This is a genomic window from Stenotrophomonas sp. BIGb0135 (assembly GCF_024810105.1).
In the GTDB taxonomy this organism is placed as follows: domain Bacteria; phylum Pseudomonadota; class Gammaproteobacteria; order Xanthomonadales; family Xanthomonadaceae; genus Stenotrophomonas; species Stenotrophomonas maltophilia_AB.
This window is the reverse complement of record NZ_JANUDX010000001.1, coordinates 837,151-857,674: the sequence shown is the minus strand read 5'-3', so window position 1 is coordinate 857,674 and position 20,524 is coordinate 837,151. Positions and strand designations below refer to the sequence as shown.

Annotated in this window: 20 protein-coding genes; 8 read left to right on the top strand and 12 right to left on the bottom strand. The window is 68.2% G+C overall.

What is annotated here, in order from left to right; translation table 11 throughout:
- Window positions 1-18 precede the first annotated feature (18 nt).
- From M2421_RS03905 to ccmA, 9 genes are all read right to left on the bottom strand, one after another.
- Window positions 19-1,026 (bottom strand): tetratricopeptide repeat protein, encoded by a 1,008-nt coding sequence (locus M2421_RS03905; RefSeq protein WP_259203391.1) that lies wholly within the window; start codon window positions 1,024-1,026, stop codon window positions 19-21.
- A complete protein-coding gene (locus M2421_RS03900) occupies window positions 1,023-1,508 on the bottom strand; it encodes a cytochrome c-type biogenesis protein (RefSeq protein WP_259203390.1) in 486 nt (161 codons plus the stop codon). The genes M2421_RS03905 and M2421_RS03900 overlap by 4 nt, the downstream gene beginning before the upstream one ends.
- Window positions 1,471-2,082: a DsbE family thiol:disulfide interchange protein gene (locus tag M2421_RS03895; protein WP_259203389.1), complete on the bottom strand. Its 612-nt coding sequence runs from the start codon at window positions 2,080-2,082 to the stop codon at window positions 1,471-1,473. The genes M2421_RS03900 and M2421_RS03895 overlap by 38 nt, the downstream gene beginning before the upstream one ends.
- Before the next feature lie 15 nt (window positions 2,083-2,097).
- Entirely contained in the window at window positions 2,098-4,011 is a 1,914-nt protein-coding gene (locus M2421_RS03890; RefSeq protein ID WP_259203388.1) for a heme lyase CcmF/NrfE family subunit, read from the bottom strand.
- Entirely contained in the window at window positions 4,012-4,473 is a 462-nt protein-coding gene (ccmE, locus tag M2421_RS03885; RefSeq protein ID WP_259203385.1) for a cytochrome c maturation protein CcmE, read from the bottom strand.
- The gene (locus M2421_RS03880; RefSeq protein ID WP_259203384.1) at window positions 4,470-4,655 is read right to left on the bottom strand and encodes a heme exporter protein CcmD; all 186 of its coding nucleotides are present in this window, start codon (window positions 4,653-4,655) and stop codon (window positions 4,470-4,472) included. The genes ccmE and M2421_RS03880 overlap by 4 nt, the downstream gene beginning before the upstream one ends.
- A complete protein-coding gene (ccmC, locus tag M2421_RS03875) occupies window positions 4,652-5,428 on the bottom strand; it encodes a heme ABC transporter permease CcmC (RefSeq protein WP_259203383.1) in 777 nt (258 codons plus the stop codon). Before ccmC ends, M2421_RS03880 begins: the two co-directional genes overlap by 4 nt.
- 96 nt (window positions 5,429-5,524) lie before the next feature.
- Complete coding sequence (gene ccmB, locus M2421_RS03870) at window positions 5,525-6,220, bottom strand: heme exporter protein CcmB (protein ID WP_259203382.1); 696 nt, start codon at window positions 6,218-6,220, stop codon at window positions 5,525-5,527.
- The gene (gene ccmA / locus M2421_RS03865) at window positions 6,217-6,879 is read right to left on the bottom strand and encodes a heme ABC exporter ATP-binding protein CcmA (RefSeq protein ID WP_259203381.1); all 663 of its coding nucleotides are present in this window, start codon (window positions 6,877-6,879) and stop codon (window positions 6,217-6,219) included. Before ccmA ends, ccmB begins: the two co-directional genes overlap by 4 nt.
- A gap of 54 nt (window positions 6,880-6,933) precedes the next feature.
- Here ccmA and M2421_RS03860 point away from each other — a divergent pair, with 54 nt between their 5' ends.
- From M2421_RS03860 to M2421_RS03850, 3 genes are all read left to right on the top strand, one after another.
- Window positions 6,934-8,082, top strand: coding sequence for a pyridoxal phosphate-dependent aminotransferase (locus M2421_RS03860; RefSeq protein WP_259203380.1), 1,149 nt, complete (start codon window positions 6,934-6,936; stop codon window positions 8,080-8,082).
- Window positions 8,082-8,915 carry an amidohydrolase gene (locus tag M2421_RS03855; RefSeq protein ID WP_259203379.1) on the top strand — a complete coding sequence of 278 codons (834 nt, stop codon included), beginning with the start codon at window positions 8,082-8,084 and terminating at the stop codon, window positions 8,913-8,915. Before M2421_RS03860 ends, M2421_RS03855 begins: the two co-directional genes overlap by 1 nt.
- A gap of 92 nt (window positions 8,916-9,007) precedes the next feature.
- The gene (locus tag M2421_RS03850) at window positions 9,008-9,442 is read left to right on the top strand and encodes a hypothetical protein (protein WP_259203378.1); all 435 of its coding nucleotides are present in this window, start codon (window positions 9,008-9,010) and stop codon (window positions 9,440-9,442) included.
- Window positions 9,443-9,628: 186 nt separating this feature from the next.
- On the opposite strand, the gene M2421_RS03845 is transcribed toward M2421_RS03850, so the two are convergent.
- From M2421_RS03845 to M2421_RS03835, 3 genes are read right to left on the bottom strand one after another with little or no spacing between them, the layout of a single operon-like run.
- On the bottom strand, window positions 9,629-11,449 hold the full coding sequence (locus tag M2421_RS03845; RefSeq protein WP_259203377.1) for a pseudouridine synthase: 1,821 nt from the start codon (window positions 11,447-11,449) through the stop codon (window positions 9,629-9,631).
- Complete coding sequence (gene scpB / locus M2421_RS03840; protein ID WP_259203376.1) at window positions 11,442-12,479, bottom strand: SMC-Scp complex subunit ScpB; 1,038 nt, start codon at window positions 12,477-12,479, stop codon at window positions 11,442-11,444. Before scpB ends, M2421_RS03845 begins: the two co-directional genes overlap by 8 nt.
- A gap of 15 nt (window positions 12,480-12,494) precedes the next feature.
- Complete coding sequence (locus M2421_RS03835) at window positions 12,495-13,400, bottom strand: ScpA family protein (RefSeq protein ID WP_259203373.1); 906 nt, start codon at window positions 13,398-13,400, stop codon at window positions 12,495-12,497.
- Window positions 13,401-13,749: 349 nt separating this feature from the next.
- Between M2421_RS03835 and M2421_RS03830 the strand changes: the two genes are divergently transcribed.
- The 5 genes from M2421_RS03830 (at window position 13,750) to M2421_RS03810 (ending at window position 20,500) form a co-directional block, all read left to right on the top strand.
- On the top strand, window positions 13,750-14,049 hold the full coding sequence (locus tag M2421_RS03830; RefSeq protein WP_259203371.1) for a YciI family protein: 300 nt from the start codon (window positions 13,750-13,752) through the stop codon (window positions 14,047-14,049).
- The gene (locus M2421_RS03825; RefSeq protein ID WP_259203369.1) at window positions 14,046-14,315 is read left to right on the top strand and encodes a BolA family protein; all 270 of its coding nucleotides are present in this window, start codon (window positions 14,046-14,048) and stop codon (window positions 14,313-14,315) included. Before M2421_RS03830 ends, M2421_RS03825 begins: the two co-directional genes overlap by 4 nt.
- 149 nt (window positions 14,316-14,464) lie before the next feature.
- A complete protein-coding gene (locus tag M2421_RS03820; protein ID WP_259203368.1) occupies window positions 14,465-15,502 on the top strand; it encodes a LacI family DNA-binding transcriptional regulator in 1,038 nt (345 codons plus the stop codon).
- Between the two features lie 90 nt (window positions 15,503-15,592).
- Window positions 15,593-18,652: a TonB-dependent receptor gene (locus M2421_RS03815; RefSeq protein ID WP_259203367.1), complete on the top strand. Its 3,060-nt coding sequence runs from the start codon at window positions 15,593-15,595 to the stop codon at window positions 18,650-18,652.
- 234 nt (window positions 18,653-18,886) lie between these two features.
- On the top strand, window positions 18,887-20,500 hold the full coding sequence (locus M2421_RS03810; protein WP_259203366.1) for a glucoamylase family protein: 1,614 nt from the start codon (window positions 18,887-18,889) through the stop codon (window positions 20,498-20,500).
- Window positions 20,501-20,524: the final 24 nt, after the last annotated feature.

Sequence of the window (20,524 nt, the reverse complement as noted above, 5' to 3'; positions counted from 1 at the left end):
GCAGCATCGCAGCGCCGCTCATGGCCCGCCAATCACCAACGGCACCGGCCCGGCATGCGGCAGGCGAACGCGGATGATCGGGGAATCGACATCGCCGTCCTGGCGATTGGCTTGGCCGGATGCGGACAGGCGCGCAAACACCTCCACCTCCGGATGCGCAGAGAGCGGCTGGGTCGGCATGGGGCTGTCGGCATCGTCCAGCGTGACCTGCAGCGGCAGCTCGGCCAGCGCGTGCTTCTGCACGGCCACCGGCATCGGCGGGCCGCCCGGCACGCGGGCGATGACGAACACCCGGGCGTCGGCAGGCACCTGCAGCCGTGCGGCGAAGGCGGGCGCCAGGCTCACCGTGACGGCCAGCGAAGGCGACGCGCTGGCGGCCTGCGCGGCGGCCGGCAGGCCGGCCTTGTCGCGGGCAACCGCAATCTGCGCGCGCAGGGCCTTGGCCGCGCCCGGCGCAAGCCTGGGCAGCAATGCCTCCCACGTCGCGGCAGCCTCGGCATCCTGGCCGCGCTGGCGCAGCGCGATGCCGATCAGCCAGCCGGCACGTTCGCCGTCGGGGGCGAGCTGTTGGGCGTGGCGCAGCCATTGCAGCGCGGTGTCGTCGAACGTCCTCGTCGGGTCGGCCTGGGCACGCGCCTGCGCCGCTTCCACCAGAACCTCCGGTTCGTCGGGGGCCAACTGCACCGCCCGTGCATAGGCCGCGTTGGCCTCGGCCAGGTTGCCCAGTGCCTGCTGCGAGCGGCCGAGCAACGCCCAGCCATCGGCGCGCTGCGGGTCGCGCGCCAAGGCCTGCTGCAACTGCGCCACGCCGGCCGCGAGGGTGGCCGGTTCGCCCGTGTCCGGCGCCTGCGTGGCAGCCTGGGGCGTGCCCACCAGGGAATACAAACCGTAGCCGGCCAGGCCGAGTGCCACCACCAGTGCGATGAAGGGCGCGCGCCGGCTGCTGGCGCGCAGCGGCCACAGCACCGTCAGCCCGACCGCACCTGCCGCCAGTGCCGCGGCCGTTGGCAACCAGGACCCGCTCACCAGCGCGCCTCGTTGTCGTCCATCGGTTGCAGCTGGCGGCTGCGGCGACGCACCACCCACACCAGCACGCCGGCACCGGCCACCAGCAGCACGACGGGGCCGAACCAGAGCACGCTGTTGCGTGCATCCATGGCGGGGCGATACAGCACGAAGTCGCCGTAGCGCTCGACCAGGAACTGCTTGATCTGGGCGTCGTCGCGGCCCTGCTGCATCAGCGCGAGTACTTCGCGGCGCAGGTCGTGGGCGATCTGCGCGTTGGAATCGGCCAGCGACTGGTTCTGGCACTGCACGCAGCGCAGCTCGGCGGCCAGCGCATGGAAGCGCGCCTCTTCGGCGGCGCTGCGGTAGTGCAGCGGGGTGGGGTCGGAGACGGCCTGGGCCAGTGCCGCCCAAGGCAGCAGCAACGCGGCGAGCAGCAGCCCGCCGCGCAGCCAGCCGTGCAGGTCAGGGCGCGGCGGGAAGAGGGTTCTGGGCGTTGGCATTGGCGCGCTCCACCTTCTCCAGTTCGGGGATCAGCTGGGTGTCGATCACCCGCTGGCTGAGGGCACCGCTGTATTTCCAGCGCACCACGCCGCTGGCATCGACCAGGAAAGTCTCCGGCGCGGCGGTCACGCCCCAGTCGATGGCGGTGCGGCCTTCGATGTCGGTGAGCACCAGCACGAACGGATTGCCCAGTTGTTCCAGCCAGCGCAGCGCATCGGCCGGTTCGTCCTTCCAGTTGTAGCCGATCACCCGCACGCGCTTGGTCTCGGCGAAGCGGGTCAGGATCGGGTGCTCCTCACGGCACGCCGCGCACCAGCTGCCCCACACGTTGAGCACGTAGGGCGCGCCGCGCAGTTCGGTGCTGCTCACCTTGAGGGTCGGGTCGTGCAGCACCGGCAGCGTGAATGCCGGGGCCGGCTTGCCGATCAGCGCCGAGGGCAGTACATCGCGGTCCGGCGCGCCGGATTTCATCACTCCGTACACCATCAGCCCGAGCAGCCCGAAGAAGAACAGCACGCCGATGACGATGGCCACGGGCGGCAACGGACGGGAAGCGGGACGCGGATCGGACACGGGGAACTCCAGGACTCAGGGACGACGGAAACGACGGTCGGCGGCGGTGACGAAGCCACCCAGTGCCATCAAGAGGGCGCCCAGCCAGATCCAGCGGACGAACGGTTTGACGTGCACGCGCACCGCCCAGGCATTGTTGCCCAGCGGCTCGCCCAGCGCCACGTACACATCGCCATTGAGGCGGGCATGGATGCCGGCCTCGGTCATCATCTGCCCGCCGCTGGCGTAGGCGCGTTTTTCCGGGTGCAGCAGCGCCACCTCGCGATCATCGCGCAGCACCCGCACATGGCCACGATCGGCGCTGTAATTGGGGCCCTGCTGGTGGTCCACGCCCTCGAAGCGCAGTTCGTAGCCCGCCACCTGCAGCGTCTGCCCCGGCGACAGCGCGACCTCGCGCTGCACGTTCAGCGCTTCCACCAGCAGCGCGCCGGCCAGGAACACCGCCACGCCACCATGGGCCAGCAGCATGCCGACCATCTCGGCGTTGAAGCGGCCGTTGCCGCGCAGCCGGCTCCAGACGAAACGGGCCGTGCCGAACGCTACCCAGGCCGCCGCGGTCACGCCGGCGGCGGTCTTGAGTGCGCCCTGGGGCGCCATGAAATAGGCAATCCCACCCAGCAGCAGGGCCAGCACGGCCCACGGCGCCAGCATCGCCAGCGCACGCGAGGGCTGGTCGCGCTGCCAGTTGACCAGCGGGCCGAACGGCAACAACGCCACCAGCGGGGCCATCAGCAGCAGGAACAGGGTGCCGAAGTAGGGCGGCCCGACCGACACCTTGCCAAGCCCCAGCGCATCGGCCAGCAGCGGGTACAGGGTGCCGAGCAGCACCATTGCGCAGGCCGCGGCGAGCAGCAGGTTGTTGGCCAGCAGCAGCGTCTCCCGCGAGGTTGGCATGAAGCCGCGACGCGGGTCGTCGTTGCCCAGCGCGCCGGCGCGCAGTGCGTACAGCAGCAGCGCGCCGCCGATGACCAGGGCAAGGAAGATCAGGATGAAGGTGCCGCGCGAGGGATCGGCGGCGAACGAATGCACGCTGGTCAGCACGCCCGAGCGCACCAGGAAGGTGCCCAGCAGCGACAGCGCGAACGCGGCGATGGCCAGCAGCAGTGTCCAGCTGGCGAAGCTGCCGCGCTTTTCGGTGACCGCCTGCGAGTGGATCAGGGCGGCGCCGGCCAGCCACGGCATGAAGCTGGCGTTCTCCACCGGGTCCCAGAACCACCAGCCGCCCCAGCCCAGTTCGTAATACGCCCACCAGCTGCCGAGTGCGATGCCCAGGGTCAGAAAGCCCCAGGCCACGTTGGTCCACGGCCGCGTCCAGCGCAGCCAGCGTGCATCCACGCGGCCATCCAGCAGCGCGGCGATGGCGAAGGCGAACGGCACGGCGAAGCCGACGTAGCCCAGGTACAGCATCGGCGGGTGGATGATCAGCCCGGGGTCCTGCAGCAGCGGGTTGAGATCGTGGCCTTCCAGCGGTGCCGGCAGCAGGCGGGCGAAGGGATTGGAGGTGAAGATCAGGAAGGCGAGGAAGCCGATGCCGATGATGCCGAGTACGCCCAGCACGCGGGCCAGTACCTCGATCGGCAGGCGCTTCGACCACAGCGCGACGGCGCCGTTCCACAGCGCCAGCACCAAGGCCCACAACAACAGCGAGCCTTCATGCGCGCCCCACACCGCCGAGTAGCGGTAGGCCAGCGGCAGCAGCGAATTGGAGTTCTCGGCCACGTAGCGCACCGAGAAGTCCTGGGTGACGAATGCGGCGGTGAGCACGCCGAACGCGCCCAGCAGCAGGGCCAGCTGCGCGAACGCGGCGGGCCGCGCCACCGCCATCCAGGTCGCGCGGCCGCGCTGGGCACCCCACAGCGGCAACACGGCCTGCAGCACCGCCATCAGCAGGGCGGTCACCAGCAGGATCTGCCCCAGTTCGGGCAGCACTCAGCGCGCCTCGGGTGCGGTCACGGGCACGTCGTGCTTGCTGTGCGCCTGGCCCATCTTGTCGGCCACTTCCTTGGGAATGTAATTCTCGTCGTGCTTGGCCAGCACTTCATCGGCGATGAAACGGCCGTCCTGCAGGCGGCCCATGGCGACCACGGCAGTGCCTTCGCGGAACATGTCCGGCAGGATCCGCGAGGTGCTCACCGGCAGGGTGGCATCGCCGTCGGTCACCACGAAATGCGCTTCCAGCGAACCGCTGGCGCGCTGGAACGAGCCCTTCACCACCATCCCGCCGAGGCGGAAACGCGACTGCGGATCGACATCGCCGCGCAGCACCTCGGCCGGGGTGTAGAGGTAGGCGATATTGCGTTGCAGGGCGAAGGCGACCAGCGTGGTGGCCAGGCCGGAGGCGAGCAGCAGCAACAGCACCCAGACCATGCGGCGGCGCTGTACCGGGGTCATCGGCTCAGCTCCGGGGCCAACGTGGCGCCGGGTTGCGACTTGGCGCGCGCCTGCAGCCGCTGCTGGCGGTGCCGGGCCTGCCAGCGCGCCAGGCGCAGGCGCAGCCAGGAGCCGAACGCATCGCAGCACAGCACCAGCACGAACACCGCGAAGGCGGCAATGATGAAGGGCAGGTGGGTCATCGCGGCATCTCCCCGGCAGTGCTGGCGGCACCGCCGCCGATGCGTTCGCCCACCCAGGCCTTGCCGGCCTCGCGCAGCAGGTTGTCGGCGCGCGCCTTGGCCAGCAGCGAGCCGGCGAACCACAGCTTGGTGCCCACCACCATCCACCACAGCGGTGCGATCAGCTCCGGGCGGATGGCGTTGTCACCGAACACGTTGACCGACTGGCGCTGGTGCAGCCCGCCCCACCAGTCCACCGAGTAACGGATCACCGGCAGCAGGCCGACGCCGACGATGGCCAGCAACCCGGCCGCGCGCGCGGCGCTGCGACGGTCTTCGATGGCGTAGTACAGGCCGATCACGCCGAGATAGAGGAACAGCAGGATCAGCTCGCTGGTCATGCGCGGGTCCCAGTCCCACCACGTGCCCCAGGTGCCCCTGCCCCAGATGCTGCCGGTGAGCAGGGTGATCAGGGTGAAGCCGGCGCCCATCGGCGCGCAGGCCATCGCCAGGATCTCGCAGATCTTGATCCGCCAGACCAGCGCGATGGCCGCGTACAGCGCCATCAGCGCGAACACGAACAGGCTCATCCACGCGCTGGGCACGTGGATGTAGATGATGCGGAAGGCGTCGCCCTGGTTCTGCTCCGGCGGTGTCACGAACAGGCCCTGCCAGATCCCGAGCAGCAGCACCGGCACCGCCGCCACGTAGAACACGCGCGACCAGCGCGCGGCGAAGCGATCGAAGGTGGGCGGCGAAGCGGTTTGGTGGAACCAGCGGACAATCGGATGCATACGGCGGTGGTTATCCAACGAAGGGCGACGATTCAACGGACGTGGAGCGGCTTGTTGAACGATGACGCTGGAAACGGTGGTGCGGTGGACGATGGCTCAATGCAGGGAAATCCGGATGGCCGCGGCGGTGGCCAGCGGTGCCAGCACCAGGGCGACCACCAGGCCGGCGCCGAGCAGCAGCAGCGCGCCGACCGGGTCCTGCCCGCGCGCGGCTGCCGCCACGCTGCCCGCACCGAACACCAGCACCGGTACGTACAGCGGCAACGCCAGCAACGCCACGAGAATACCAGAGCGCCGGATACCGACGGTCAGTGCCGCAACCACGCCACCGATCAGGCTCAACAGCGGTGTTCCCAGTACCAACGATGCCAGCAGGATGGGCAGTTGGTCATGCGGCAGATGCAGCATTTCGGCCAGCAGCGGCGCCATGAGGATCAGCGGCCCGGCGGTGGTCGCCCAGTGCAGCAGCACCCGCACCAGCACCAGCCAGGCCAGCGGCACCGGGGCCAGCAGCCACTGTTCGAGCGAGCCGTCCTCGGCATCGCTGCGGAACAGCGAGTCCAGCGACAACTGGCCGGCCAGCAGCACCGCCAGCCACAGCACCGCCGCGCCCACCTGCGCCATCAACTGCGGCTCGCGGCCCAGGGCAAGGGCGAACAGCACCACCACCAGTACCGCGAACATCAGCGGCTGCAGCGCATCGCCGCGGCGCCGCCAGAGCAGGCGCAGGTCGCGCGCCACCAGCGCGCGGGCGGTCTGCCACAGGCCGGGTTCGGTACCGGGCGCGATCATGCCGCCGCTCCCAGGCTGAGCAGGCGGGTCTGCACCGGCGGCGCCGCGTAGGCGCCGTGGGTCGTCACCAGCGCCGCGCCGCCGCTGCGCAGGTGGGCCGAAATCATCCGGTTGACCAGGTTGATGCCCTCCAGGTCCAGGTTGGCGTAGGGCTCGTCCAGCAGCCACAGGGGCGCCGGCGACAGCCAGATGCGGGCCAGGGCCAGCCGGCGCTTCTGCCCGGCCGAGAGTTGCCGCACCAGGGTGTCCTCGTAGCCGGCCAGGCCGACGATGGCCAGCGCGTTGCCGGGCATCTGCCGGGTGCGCCGCCCGTGCAGGCCGCACAGGAAGTTCAGGTTCTCCAGCGTGTCCAGGTCGGCTTTGAGGGCGGGCAGGTGGCTCAGGTACGCCACGAACTGCGACCGTTCCTTGTGCCCGGCGGCCCGGCCATCGATCTGCACCTGCCCGGCGTCGGCGCGCAGCAGGCCGGCCAGCACCCGCAGCAGGGTGGTCTTGCCGGCGCCATTGTCGCCCTGCACCAGCAGCGCCTCGCCAGCGTCGATGTGGAAATCGAGCGGGCCGAACACCGGCTCATCGTTGCGACTGAAGGCAAGGCCCTGGGCGGCCAGCAACGGAGGAGCGTTCAAGGGGCGGGTCTTTGCGGCGGGAAGGGCGGTCATTGTATCGGGGGTTTTGCGTACACTGCCCTTTCCCCCTTTTCGCCTTCCCTGCCGATGCAACCGCAAACCAAGCTGCCCAAGGTGGGCACCACCATTTTCACCGTGATGTCCCAGCTGGCTGCCGAGCATGGCGCCGTGAACCTGGGCCAGGGGTTTCCGGACTTCTCCGCGCCGCAGCGGCTGCTGGATGAAACCATCAAGGCCATGCAGGGCGGGTTGAACCAGTACCCGCCGATGACCGGGGTGGCCCCGCTGCGCCAGGCCATCGCGCAGAAGTCGCTGGACCTGTACGGGGCCCAGGTCGACCCGGATGCCGAAATCACGGTGACCAGTGGCGCCACCGAGGCGATCTTCAACGCCATCCACGCCGTGGTGCGCCCGGGCGAGGAAGTGATCGTGCTGGACCCGGCCTATGACTGCTACGAGCCGGCCATCGACCTGGCCGGCGCGCGCGCCGTGCACGTGCCGCTGGACCCGCAGACCTTCGCGGTCGATTGGGACCGCGTGCGCGCGGCGATCACCCCGCGCACCCGCCTGCTGATGGTCAACACCCCGCACAATCCCTCCGGCGCGATGCTGACCGCCGATGACATGCAGGCGTTGGCCGACGTGCTGCGCGGCACCGGCATCTACCTGATCTCGGACGAGGTCTACGAACACATCATCTACGACGGCCGCCGCCATGAGTCGGCGCTGCGTTACCCGGAACTCCGTGAGCGCGCGTTCGTGATCTCCAGTTTCGGCAAGACCTACCACTGCACCGGCTGGAAGATCGGCTATGCGATCGCGCCGCCGGCGATGAGTGGCGAGTTCCGCAAGGTGCACCAGTACAACACCTTCACCAGCTTCGGCCCGGCCCAGTATGGGTTTGCCGCGATGATCCGCGACGAGCCCGAACACCACCTGGAACTGGGCGCGTTCTACCAGGCCAAGCGCGACCGCTTCCGCGCGCAGTTGCTGGGCACCCGCCTGACCCCGCTGCCGGTGCCGGGCGGTTACTTCCAGCTGGCGGACTATTCGGCGATCAGCGACCTGCCCGACCATGAGTTCGTGAAGTGGCTGACCATTGAAAAGGGCGTGGCCGCGATCCCGCTGTCGCCGTTCTACGAGACTGCGCCGGCCAGCCAGCGCCTGGTGCGGCTGTGCTTCGCCAAGAACGAGGCCACCCTGGACGCGGCGATCGAACGCCTGCAGGTGCTGTAATGAGTGCAGCCATCGAGCGCGGCGACCTGCGCATCTCCCTGGTCCAGGGCAACACCCGCTGGCACGATCCCGCCGGCAATCGCGATTACTACGGTGCGCTGCTGGCGCCGTTGGCCGGGCAGACCGATCTGGTCATCCTGCCGGAGACCTTCACCAGTGGATTCTCCAACGAGGCCATCGACAAGGCCGAGGGCATGGACGGCCCGACCGTGGCGTGGATCCGCGAACAGGCGGCACGGCTGGGCGCGGCGGTCACCGGCAGCGTGCAACTGCGTGCGGGGCAGGGCGTGTTCAACCGCCTGTTGTGGGCCACGCCCGATGGCGAGCTGCAGCACTACGACAAGCGCCACCTGTTCCGTTACGGCAACGAGCACCTGCGCTATGCCGCCGGCAGCGAGCGCCTGAGCGTGGACTGGAAGGGCTGGCGGATCAATCCGCAGGTCTGCTACGACCTGCGTTTCCCGGTCTTCTGCCGCAACCGCTTCGACGTGGAGCGCCCCGGCGAGCTGGATTTCGACCTGCAGATTTTCGTCGCCAACTGGCCCTCGGCGCGTGCGTATCCGTGGCGCACGCTGCTGCGTGCACGTGCGATCGAGAACCTCTGCTATGTCGCGGCGGTCAACCGCATCGGCGTGGATGGCAACGACCTGCACTACGCCGGCGACAGCGCGGTGATCGATTTCCTCGGCCAGCCGCAGGTGGAAGTGCGCGAGGTGGAGCAGGTGGTCACCAGCACCATTTCCGCCGCCGCGCTGGCCGCGCACCGCGCCCGTTTCCCGGCGATGCTCGATGCCGACGCGTTCACCCTCGACGGGCCGGTCGACGCAGGCTGAACGGACGCCTGATGGCTGCGTGTGGCCTCATCCGGGCCACACGCCGGCGCTGCTAGATTCGCCTCGTCACCCACTGAGTACGAGCGGACCGCATGAAGAAGTTTTCCCTGGCATTGATCGCACTGGCCGGCCTGTCCACGGCCTCGGCCGCGCAGGCCGCCGGCAACATCGACTGCGAACTGCACTACAACCTGGCCGGTTGGTCGGTGCTGTACAAGACCGCGTCCGGCACCGGCACCATCAGCTGCGACAACGGCGCGCGCATCCCGGTCAAGATCACCGTCAAGGGCGGCGGGCTCACCGTGGGCAAGTCCAAGATCGTCGATGGCAAGGGCAAGTTCTCCGGCGCCTATTCGCTCGACGACCTGATCGGTTCGTACGCCTCGGTGGAAGCGCATGCCGGCGCGGACAAATCCAGCAACGCGCAGGTGATGACCAAGGGCGATGTGTCGCTGGCCCTGGCCGGCACCGGCAAGGGCTGGGACCTGGGCGTAGGCCTGGGCAAGTTCACGATCGAGCGTCGTTGAGGCAAGCGCGCCGTTGAGGCAAGGGTGGCCCAGCGAACGGCATCCACGCATGGCGTGGATCCACGCGCTACGGCATGCAGTTCTCCGTGGTGCACGCAGCGCTGCCCGTAACGTCACGCGATGCGTGGATCCACAACGAAAAACCCCGGCTCACGCCGGGGTTTTTTGATCTCAGCGTATCAGCGATCAGCCGCCGCGCGGGCCGCCACCACGGTGACCGCCGCCGCCCGGGCCGCGGCTGCCGCCGGGCCGGCCGCCCGGGCCGCCGGGACCACGACCGCCGGGGCCACCCGGGCCGCGGTTGCCGCCCGGACCACCCGGGCCACGGTTACCACCGGGGCCGCGTGCGCTGGCGCCGCCCGGACCACGGGCACCGGGGCCACCCGGGCCACGATTGCCACCCGGACCACCCGGGCCGCGGTTACCCGCCGGACGCGCGCTGCCGTACGGGCTGACGCCCGGGTTGGCATGGTCGGACGGGAAGCTCGGGGCATTGCCCGGGTGACCGTACGGGTGGCGGGACGCGCCCTGGCCACCCTGGCCACCGCGGTTGCCACCGGCACCGGCACCGGCCGGACGGCCCTGGCCGCCGTAGCCGCCACGACTCTCGCCACCACGGTTCTCACCGCCGTAACCACCACCGCCGCCATAGGGGCCGCGGCCTTCAGCGCCGCCACCGTAGCTGCCACGCCCCGGGCCGCCTGCGCCGCCCGGACCCTTCGGCTTGCCGTAGGGACGGCCCTGGCCGCCGGCACCCGCGCCGGCACCCGGACCACGCGCGCCCGGCCCACGGGCAGCGCCCGGGCCGGCATTGCGGTGGCCGCTCGGGCCGGTGCTGACACCGTCCGGCACGTACCAGCTGCGGAACGCGGCCGGGTTGCCTTCCGGCAGCGCGCGGTTGCCCTTGTCCGGGCGCGCCTTGAACGGGCGCTGCGACTGCTTGGCCGCCGCTTCACCGCTGACCGTCAGGCCACCCTTGAAGCCGCCGCCCTTGCCGCCGCGGCCACGGCCGCGTTCTTCGCGCACGTTGTCGAAACGACGCAGTTCGCGGCCTTCATCGGCCGAGTTGTGGCCGTTGACGTAGGCGTTGCTGCGGGCACCGTCGCGCGACACGCGCACGGTGGTCTTGGCGGCGCGACGCTGGCCGATCACCGGCTGCAGGGTCAGCGCCGACGGCGCGCCTTCTTCCAGCTTCAGTTCGGCGCGCAGCGCTTCGACCTGCTTGGCCGGCAGTTCCACCGACTGGCCGCGCAGCAGTTCGCGCGGCAGGCTCACCTTGCCGTAGCGGGTGCGCTTGAGGCGGCTGACCTGGCAGCCCTGCGATTCCCACAGGCGGCGCACTTCGCGGTTGCGGCCTTCCTTGACGACCACGCGGAACCAGTCATGCGAATCGGTGCCGCCAATGCGTTCGATCTCGTCGAACTTGGCCGGACCGTCTTCCAGCGCCACGCCACGGGCGAGGCGGTCGACGATGTTGTCCGGCACTTTCTCCTCGCCTTCCGGGGCGCGCACGCGCACCACGTACTCGCGTTCGACCTCGTAGGAGGGGTGCATCATCGCGTTGGCCAGCTCACCGTCGGTGGTCGCCAGCAGCAGGCCGGTGGTGTTGATGTCCAGGCGGCCGATCGCGATCCAGCGCGCGCCCTTGAGGGCAGGCAGCGCTTCGAACACGGTCGGGCGACCTTCGGGATCTTCGCGCGTGGTCACTTCGCCTTCCGGCTTGTTGTAGGCCAGCACGCGGGAGGTTTCGGTCAGCGCGGTGGCGACGAAGCCACGGCCGTCCAGTTCGACCTTGTCGCCGCTCTTGATCGACTGGCCGGTCTGCGCGACCTCGCCGTTGACCTTGACCAGGCCATCGGCGATGCGCTGTTCCAGCGCGCGGCGCGAACCCAGGCCGGCCTGCGCCAGCACTTTGTGAAGGCGCTCTTCGAGCTTGGGCTGTTCGGAGGCGGTTTCGCGCTTGAGCGAAAGCTTGTTCAACGACGGCTTGCGGGGGGTGTCACTCATTTACTTGGCTCCGGCCGGCGACGGGTGCGTCGGCCTCTGGTTCGGGATCGGCTTCGTCAACAGCCACGGTCGTCTTCGCGACGGCGTTGTTTTCGGTTTCGTTCTGGGGCGCCGCGCGCTCTCCCGGCGCGGTATCGGGTTCGCCATCGCTGGCGGTCGTATCCGCGTCGTCGTCGGCGAGCGACAACGGCGCATGGGATGGGGTATCGGTGTCGTCCGCGTCGGCGGACGCATCACCATTGTCCGGGTCTGCGGGGTGCTCCGCCAGCCGTGCCGAGGCCAGCGCCACGCGGGCTGCCAGGCGCGCGGCGACCGGGTCCACTGGGTCCACCTGGTCTGCGGGATCCGCGGGATCTGCAGAATCCGACGGCTCCGACGGCGCCGGGGTGGCGTCGTCATTGGCCGCGTCCGTGTCCGGCTCGGCCTCCGGTGTCGCAGCGCCGGCAGCCAGGCGACCGGCCGGCTGGCCCTCGCTGTCCAGCGGCAGCTGCGGTTCCAGCTCGCCCAGGTCGCGCAGCTCGGACAGCGGCGGCAGTTCGTCCAGGCGCTTGAGCCCGAAGTAATCCAGGAAACCCTTGGTGGTGCCGAACAGTGCCGGCTTGCCGGGCACGTCGCGATGGCCGATCACGCGGATCCATTCGCGCTCTTCCAGCGCCTGGATGATGTTGCTGCTGACCGCCACGCCGCGCACCTGTTCGATCTCGCCGCGGGTGATCGGCTGGCGATAGGCGATCAGCGCCAGGGTTTCCAGGGTGGCGCGGGTGTAGCGGGTCTTGCGTTCGGTCCACAGCCGGGTGATGTAGCCGTGCACTTCACTGGTGACCTGGAAGCGGAAGCCGGAGGCCACCTCGACCAGTTCCACGCCGCGCTGCGCGCAGCCTTCGCGCAGCAGTTCCAGCGCGCGTTCGATGCTGCCCGGCGGTGCCGGTTCCTCTTCCGGGAACAGGCCCTGCAGCTGCGCCAGGGTCAGCGGCTGGCTGGAGGCCAGCAGCGCGCCTTCGACAATGCGGTTGATCAGCGGTTGATCCATGCGTGGGTCGGGTGCTCAGTCGGATTCGTTGGCGGCGTCGGCGTCGTCGAACTCGCTGTTGAACTGCAGCGGTTCGTTGGTGTTGCCGGCGGCCAGGGACTTGACGTAGATCGGCGCCAGCGGTGCTTCCTGGACGATGTCCAGCAGCTGTTCCTTGGCCAGTTCGAGCAGGGCCAGGAAGGTGACCAGCACCCCCAGCTTGCCTTCCTCGGCGGTGAACAGCGTTTCAAACCGGTAGAACCGGCCGTCCTCCAGGCGCCCCAGCACGTCGCCCATGCGTTGGCGCACGCTCAGCGCCTCGCGCTTGATCGCGTGGCCGGTGAACAGCTCGGCGCGCTTGAGCACGTCGTGCAGCGCCATCAGCATTTCCTTCAGGTCCACCGGCGGCGGCAGCTTCACCGCGGCCCGGTCGGGCACGAAGGCATGGGCCAGGCTGGTGTCGCGATCCTGGCGGGGCAGGGCGTCGATGTCTTCGGCGGCCTGCTTGAAACGTTCGTACTCCTGCAGCCGGCGCACCAGCTCGGCGCGCGGGTCGGCTTCCTCGCCTTCCACGCTCGGCGGCCGCGGCAGCAGCATCCGCGACTTCACCTCTGCCAGGATCGCCGCCATCACCAGGTACTCGGCCGCCAGTTCGAAGCGCAGCTCCTGCATGACGTTGATGTACTCGACGTACTGGCGGGTGATCTCGGCCACCGGGATGTCCAGGATGTCCAGGTTCTGCCGGCGGATCAGGTACAGCAACAGGTCCAGCGGGCCTTCGAAGGCATCCAGGATGACTTCCAGCGCATCCGGCGGGATGTACAGGTCCTGCGGAATCTGCAGGACCGGTTGACCATGCACCACGGCCAGCGGCATTTCCTGCTGCTGTGGAGCGGTCGGCCGGGTTTGCGGGTTCGCGTCGAGCGCGAGTTCGGAAGTCATCTAGTTGACGTCAGTATTGCAACGGACCGGTCGCCGTGCCGTGCCCGCGGCCGGAACATTCCGGGCGGTACGAAGGCTGGCATGACATGACACGCCTGCGTCGGCGCGGTTCCACACTTCAAACAGCAAGGCGCGCCGCGATGGGCAGCGACAGGACTACGGGGAGGTCGTCTACGTGGACTGGTGTGGGGCAGCGGGTCGGTCGTCGGGTGGCGGTGAAGCCGTCTGCCGACGGGGCTGCTGCGTCCAGCCACGTGCAATGGACCCAAGAGTACGGGTTCAGGCCGGCAGTGTCCAGCGAGGCGGGCTAGAATCGTCGGGTTCGTTTAGCTGAACCCTGGAGTTGCCTGTGTGGTACGTGATTGAAGGCTATGACGGCGCCGATGTGCTGGCCGCCCGTATGTCGGTGCGCGAGGCGCACCTGGCCCGTTTGACCGCCCTGCGCGATGCAGGCCGGCTGCTGCTGGCCGGACCGTGCCCGGCGATCGACAGCGAGGACCCGGGCCCGGCCGGTTTCAGTGGCAGCGTGGTGATCGCCGCCTTCGATTCGCTCGACCAGGCCCAGGCCTGGGCCGATGCCGATCCCTACGTGGCCGCCGGGGTCTATACCCGCGTACAGGTGCGCCCGTTCCGCAAGGTGCTGCCGTGAACCGGGTCGAGCGCATCCGCGCGGCCCTGCAGCAGGCGCTGGACCCGGAGCTGCTGGAGGTGGAGGACGACAGCCACCGCCATGCCGGGCATGAGGGCGCGCGCGACGGTCGCGGCCATTTCAACGTGCATGTGGTCAGCGCCGCGTTCGAAGGGAAGCTGCCACTTGCGCGCCACCGGGCGGTCTATGCCGCCTTGGGCAGCATGATGGACACCGATATCCATGCGCTGTCCATCCGCGCCGAAGTGCCAGCCAAAAACGGCTGAAAGCCTTGTCCTGCCTTGTCCTGGCGAGTCCCTCCGGGGACCGCCAGGGACAGCGTTGCGTTACCGCCGTGCGACATTGGCCTAACGTAGTGTTTACATTCAGGATTGAAAACGCTTACATTCCGCGCCAAGCCCCAGATCTCTAAGCCGTGGAGGGCGGCGAAGTGAACAAGGCAGCCATCACAATCAAAGATGTAGCCCGCGAAGCCCGGGTCTCCGTGGCCACGGTGTCGCGTGCGCTCAATGGACATGAAAATGTCGCCGAACCGGTGCGCAAGCTGGTGCTGGAGGTGGCCGCGCGCCTGCGCTATACCCCGCATGCGGCCGCGCGCAGCCTGAGCAGCCGTCGCACCAACACCATTGGCGTGGTCCTGCCGGACCTGTACGGCGAGTTCTTCTCCGAGCTGATGCGCGGCATCGACCAGGTGGCCCGCGAGCGCCGCCAGCACCTGCTGGTGTCCAGCTACCACGGCGACCAGGAGCAGCAGGGCGCGGCCCTGCGCGCGATGCGTGGCCGCGTGGACGGCCTGCTGGTGCTGTCGCCCTATGCCGAGAGCCCGGGGTTCCTCACCGACAACCTGCCGCAGGCGCTGCCCACGGTCCTGATCAATACCTACCTGCCCGAGCAGGATCATCCGGTGCTGAGCATCGATGACCATGCCGGCGCGATGGCCATGACCCGCCATCTGCTCGATGTCGGCCATCGCCGCATCGCCTTCATTTCCGGCCCGGATCTCAACTTCGATGCTCGCGAGCGCCTGCGTGGTTTCCGTGACGCGCTGGCCGCGTTCGGTGCCGACGCCGCCGGCATCGAGTTGCCCGGCGACTTTGACGAAGCCTCCGGCCATCGCGCCGGACAGGAGTTGCTGGCAGCCGGTGCGCTGCCCGATGCGGTGTTCGCCGCCAACGACATGATGGCGCTGGGCTGCCTGTATGCGTTCGCGCAGGCAGGCGTGCGGGTGCCGGCCGATGTCGCCCTGGCGGGCTTCGATGACATTCCGCTGGCGCGTTTCGTTCACCCATCGTTGACCACGATGCAGGTGAGTATCGCCGAGCTCGGCGATAAGGCGATGACGCGTCTGTTGCAGTTGATGGACGGCAACAACACGGAAGCGGCCGGTGACAAGCAGACGCTTGTGCCGCGCCTGATCGTGCGTGATTCAAGCAAACCCAGAAACGAGCCGTAGGTTACGACCGTTGGTCGTGACGCCTTAAAACAACGCAATAAATAAAACGACAGGGGCCGCAACGACGGCCACCACCACCCGGAGATTCACATGACGTATTCCAATCACCGCAATCGCACGCCGGCTCGCAGCCTGCTGACGAGCGCATTGGTCACCTGCCTGATGCTGGGCGCCGCCCCGAGCGTGATGGCGCAGTCGGCCACCTCTTCGCTGCGCGGCCAGGTCGCCCAGGCCGAGGCCGGCACCGAAGTGACCGCGACCAACCTGGCCAGCGGCACCGTGCGCCGCGCGACCACCCGTGCCGACGGCAGCTACTCGCTGATGGGCCTGGATCCGGGCACCTACGACGTCGTGGCCAATGGCCAGACCCAGAAGGTGACGGTGACCGTGGCCTCGGCCGCGACCCTGAACTTCGGCGGCGCGCCGGCCAACGGCAGCACCGCCAACGCCACCAACCTGGATACGGTCAACGTGGTCGCCCCGACCCTGTTGCAGGAAGTGCGTACCTCCGAAGTGGGCAAGACGGTCAGCCTGCAGCAGATCCAGACCACCCCGCAGGTGTCGCGCAACTTCCTGGAATTCGCCGACGCGGTCCCGGGCATGATCTTCACCCGTGATGCCAAGGGCAACACCTCGCTGCGCGGCGGTGCCACCAATGCCGACGGCACCAACGTCTACATCGACGGCGTGGGCCAGAAGAGCTACGTCAAGGGCGGCGGCGTGGCCGGCCAGTCCGGCAGCGCCGGCAACCCGTTCCCGCAGCTGGCCATCGGTGAATACAAGGTCATCAGCGGCAACTACAAGGCCGAGTACGGCCAGGTCTCCAGCGCGGCCGTGACTGCGGCGACCAAGTCCGGTACCAACGAGTTCAAGGGTGAAACCTTCTACCGTTACACCAACGAAGACATGCGCGCCAAGACCCCGGCCGAGCGCCAGGCTGGCCAGACCAAGGAGGCATCGGCCGAGAAGGAATACGGTTTTGCATTGGGTGGCCCGATCATCCAGGACAAGGCCCACTTCTTCGTGACCTATGAAGCCAAGCGCTTCGACCTGCCGGTCACCATCGCGCCGGAAGGCTCGGTCACCAACCGCGTCGGCCTGCTGCCGGCAGACGCCGCCGCCGGCCTCGGCCCGTCCAGCCAGCCGTTCGAGCAGGACCTGATCTTCGCCAAGATCGACTTCGAGCCGACCGACAACGATCGCATCGAGCTGAGCTTCCAGGACCGCGACGAGACCCAGCAGCAGTTCAGTGGCCAGACCGCGCCGGAAGCCGGCCGTGAAGTGGTCAACACCGATCGTCGTTACGCGCTGCGCTGGAACCACAGCGGTGAGCGTTACTACAACGAAATGATGCTCACCCACGAAGATTCCTTCAACAACCCGACCCCACTGACCCTGGGCAACGGCTTCACCTACACCGCGCCGGACGGCACCGAAGACCGCACCCTGGTGAAGATCGGCGGCGCCTCGGCGCTGGATTCGCAGGTGAAGGGCCAGAAGGGCTGGGCGATCGAAGACAACCTGACCCTGGATGGCATCCAGTGGGCCGGTGACCACACCATCAAGATGGGCGCCAAGTACAAGCAGATCGACCTGTACGCCTCCGATGCGGCGCAGATCAATCCGCAGTTCACCTACTCGCTGGGCGATCCGGACTTCCCGTCCGACATCCCGTACAAGGCGCAGTTCGTCAAGCCGGTGACCGGCGTGTCGGGCGTGTCCGGCGAAGTGCGTTCGAAGTCCAAGCAGATCGGCCTGTTCATCCAGGACGACTGGCAGGTCAACGACCACCTGCAGCTGAACATCGGCCTGCGCTGGGACTACGAAAAGACCCCGGCCTACCTGGACTTCGTGACCCCGCAGGCCGTGGTCGACGCGATCTACTCGCAGGATCCGCGCGCTGCTGCCGGCCAGACCTACGCCGATTCGCTGGCGCTGGGCGGGCTGGACATCAGCAATTACATCAGCAACGGCCACAACCGCAAGGCATTCAAGGATGCCTGGCAGCCGCGCCTGGGCTTCTCGTATGACATCAACGCCGACGAGCAGCACGTGATCCACGGTGGCGCCGGTCGTTCCTACGATCGCGACCTGTTCGACAACCTGCAGCTGGAAACCACCAAGCTGGCCCTGCCGCAGCCGACCATCTACTTCCGCAACCCGGCCACCGGCAGCTGCCTCAATGGCCAGGCCGCCTGCTATGACTGGAACCCGAACCTGCTCAACGGCATCGGCAACCTGCAGAGCCTGGTGGGCTCCACCAGCAATGCCGGCCTGGAAGTGGATCTGCTCAACAACAACCTGAAGGTGCCGTACTCCGACCAGTTCAGCCTGGGCATGAGCAACCAGGTCGGTGACTGGCTGACCGATGCCACCATCTCCCGTACGCTGAGCTATGACGGCTTCGCCTTCACGCTGGGCAACCGCTACCCGACCGGCCAGTTCTTCGATGACCCGCGCCTGTGCGGTGGCACCGACCCGGGCCTGAGCCAGGCCTGGAGCTGCAACGTGCCGGGCTTCGGCAGCCTGATCATCGGCCAGCAGGGCATCAAGACCCGCGCAACGCAGGTGCTGCTGTCGGCGCAGAAGCCGTTCACCCAGGAAAGCGGCTGGGGCTCCTCGATCGCCTATACCTGGACGACCGCGCGCCACAACCGCGACATCAATGAGAAGTACGCCTTCGACCGCGGCCTGATCGGCGACTACCCGACCATCCGCTCCAACGGCGCGCCGCGCCACCGCCTGGTGGTCACCGGTTCGTACGCGGGCTTCTGGGGCATCACCTTCGGCGGCAAGGTCACCCTGGCCACCCCGACCGCGGTGAACGACTGGTACCCGGTCACCCAGTCGACCGGTTACGACCTGCCGACCCCGGGCGCCGCGGTGCCCAACGGCAATGGCAAGTTCCTGCTCGGTGGCAAGATCTTCGGCTACCGTTCGGTCGACCTGCAGGCCACCAAGACGTTCAAGATGCCGGGCGATACCGAGCTGTACGCGCGTATCGACATCATCAACATCTTCAACTTCGACAACTTCTCCAACTACAACTACACCAAGACCAACGGCAAGCTGCTGGCCAGCTACAACGAGACCGGCGACATCGTCGGTACCCCGCGCCAGGTCAAGGCGGAAGTCGGCTTCCGCTTCTGATGTCCGCATCACCCTGCAACGCCTTCACCGGCGTTGCAGGGGCAGCACCGCCGGCCGGCCCAGGCCGACCGGCGGACTGCACAGGCGCTTGCCGTCCCCGGATGGGCAAGCGCGTGTGCGGTCGGTGGAACGGCATCCGCCCTGGCGGATTTTTTTGGATCGTGATCTGTAAACGATTTCAGCTTGGTTGAGGCTATGCTCTCCAGCACGAACATGCGCAAAAGGTGGTGGTGGATGAATGCATCTCGGATGGTGTCGCTGGCGTTGCTGTCCGTGGCCATCGCCGGTTGCCAGCAGCAGGCGCCGCAAACCCCGGCGAAACCCAAGCCGCCGGTGATCCTGGTCGAGGCCGACGTGCCGCCGCGCCCGATGAAGCCGGAACTGCCGCCGCTGTTCGACGATATCGAGCGCCGCACCTTCCAGTTCTTCTGGGACACCACCAACGAGGTCAACGGGCTGAGCCCGGACCGGTATCCGTCGCGCCCGTTCGCCAGCATCGCCTCGGTCGGCTACGCGCTCACCGCCTATCCGATCGGCGTGGAAAACGGTTGGGTCAGCCGTACCCAGGCGGTCGACCGCACCCTGCTTACGCTGAAGTTCTTCCGCGACCTGCCGATGGGGCCGCAGCGCACCGGCAAGGGCGGCTACAAGGGCTTTTACTACCACTTCCTGGACATGCAGCAGGGCGCCCGCTACGACAGCTGGGTGGAACTCTCCAGCGTGGATACCGCGCTGCTGATGATGGGCGTGCTGTTCGCGCAGTCCTATTACACCGGTGACGACGCGCGCGAGAAGGAAATCCGCGAGATCGCCGACACCCTGTACAAGCGCGTGGACTGGCCGTGGCTGCAGCAGCGTGCGCCGCTGATCTCGATGGGCTGGTTCCCCGAGAGCGGCTTCATCGACCACGACTGGATGGGCTACAACGAGGCGATGATGGTCTACATCCTCGCGCTCGGCTCGCCGACCCATCCGGTCAGCCCGGATGCCTGGACGGTGTGGACGCGCACCTACGACAACGACTGGGGTGTTTACCAGGGCCAGGAATACCTGTCCTTCGGGCCGCTGTTCGGGCACCAGTACACGCACGTGTGGGTGGACTTCCGCGACATCCAGGATGCCTACATGCGCGAGCGCGGCAGCACCTACTTCCTCAACAGCCGCTCGGCCGCGCTGGCCCAGCGCGAATACGCCATCGCCAACCCGATGAACTGGAAGGACTACGGCGAGAACGTGTGGGGCCTGACCGCCAGCGATGGCCCGCAGAACACCACCCAGGAATACCGCGGCGAGCAGCGCCAGTTCCGCCATTACTCTTCGCGCGGCGCCGGCCTGCGCGAGAACTTCGACGACGGCACGATCGCCCCGACCGCGGCGATCGCCTCGGTGGTGTTCGCCCCGGAGGAAGTGATCCCGGCCACGCTGGAGATGCACAAGCGCTACGGCGATTACATCTATTCCAGCTACGGGTTCCTGGATTCGTTCAACCCCAGCTTCAACTACGACATTCCGATCAAGACCGGCCGGATGGTGCCTGATCGTGGCTGGGTGGCCAGCGACTACATCGGCATCGACCAGGGCCCGATCCTGACCATGATCGCCAACTACCGGAACGATTTCGTCTGGGACGTGATGGAGAAGAACGCGCACATCCGCAAGGGCCTGGAACGCGCGGGCTTCAGCGGTGGCTGGTTGACCCCGGAAGGCGAGGACCAGCCGATGGAACTGCAGAAAGATGAAAAGGCCGCTTCGGCACGCTCGGTCGGCATCGCCGAATCGCGCGCGGCGGCGGCCCAGGAACAGAAGAACAATTCCAACACCAACCGCAACCAGCAGCAGGGGAAGTAAGCAGTGCCATTGTCGTCGCGCCCG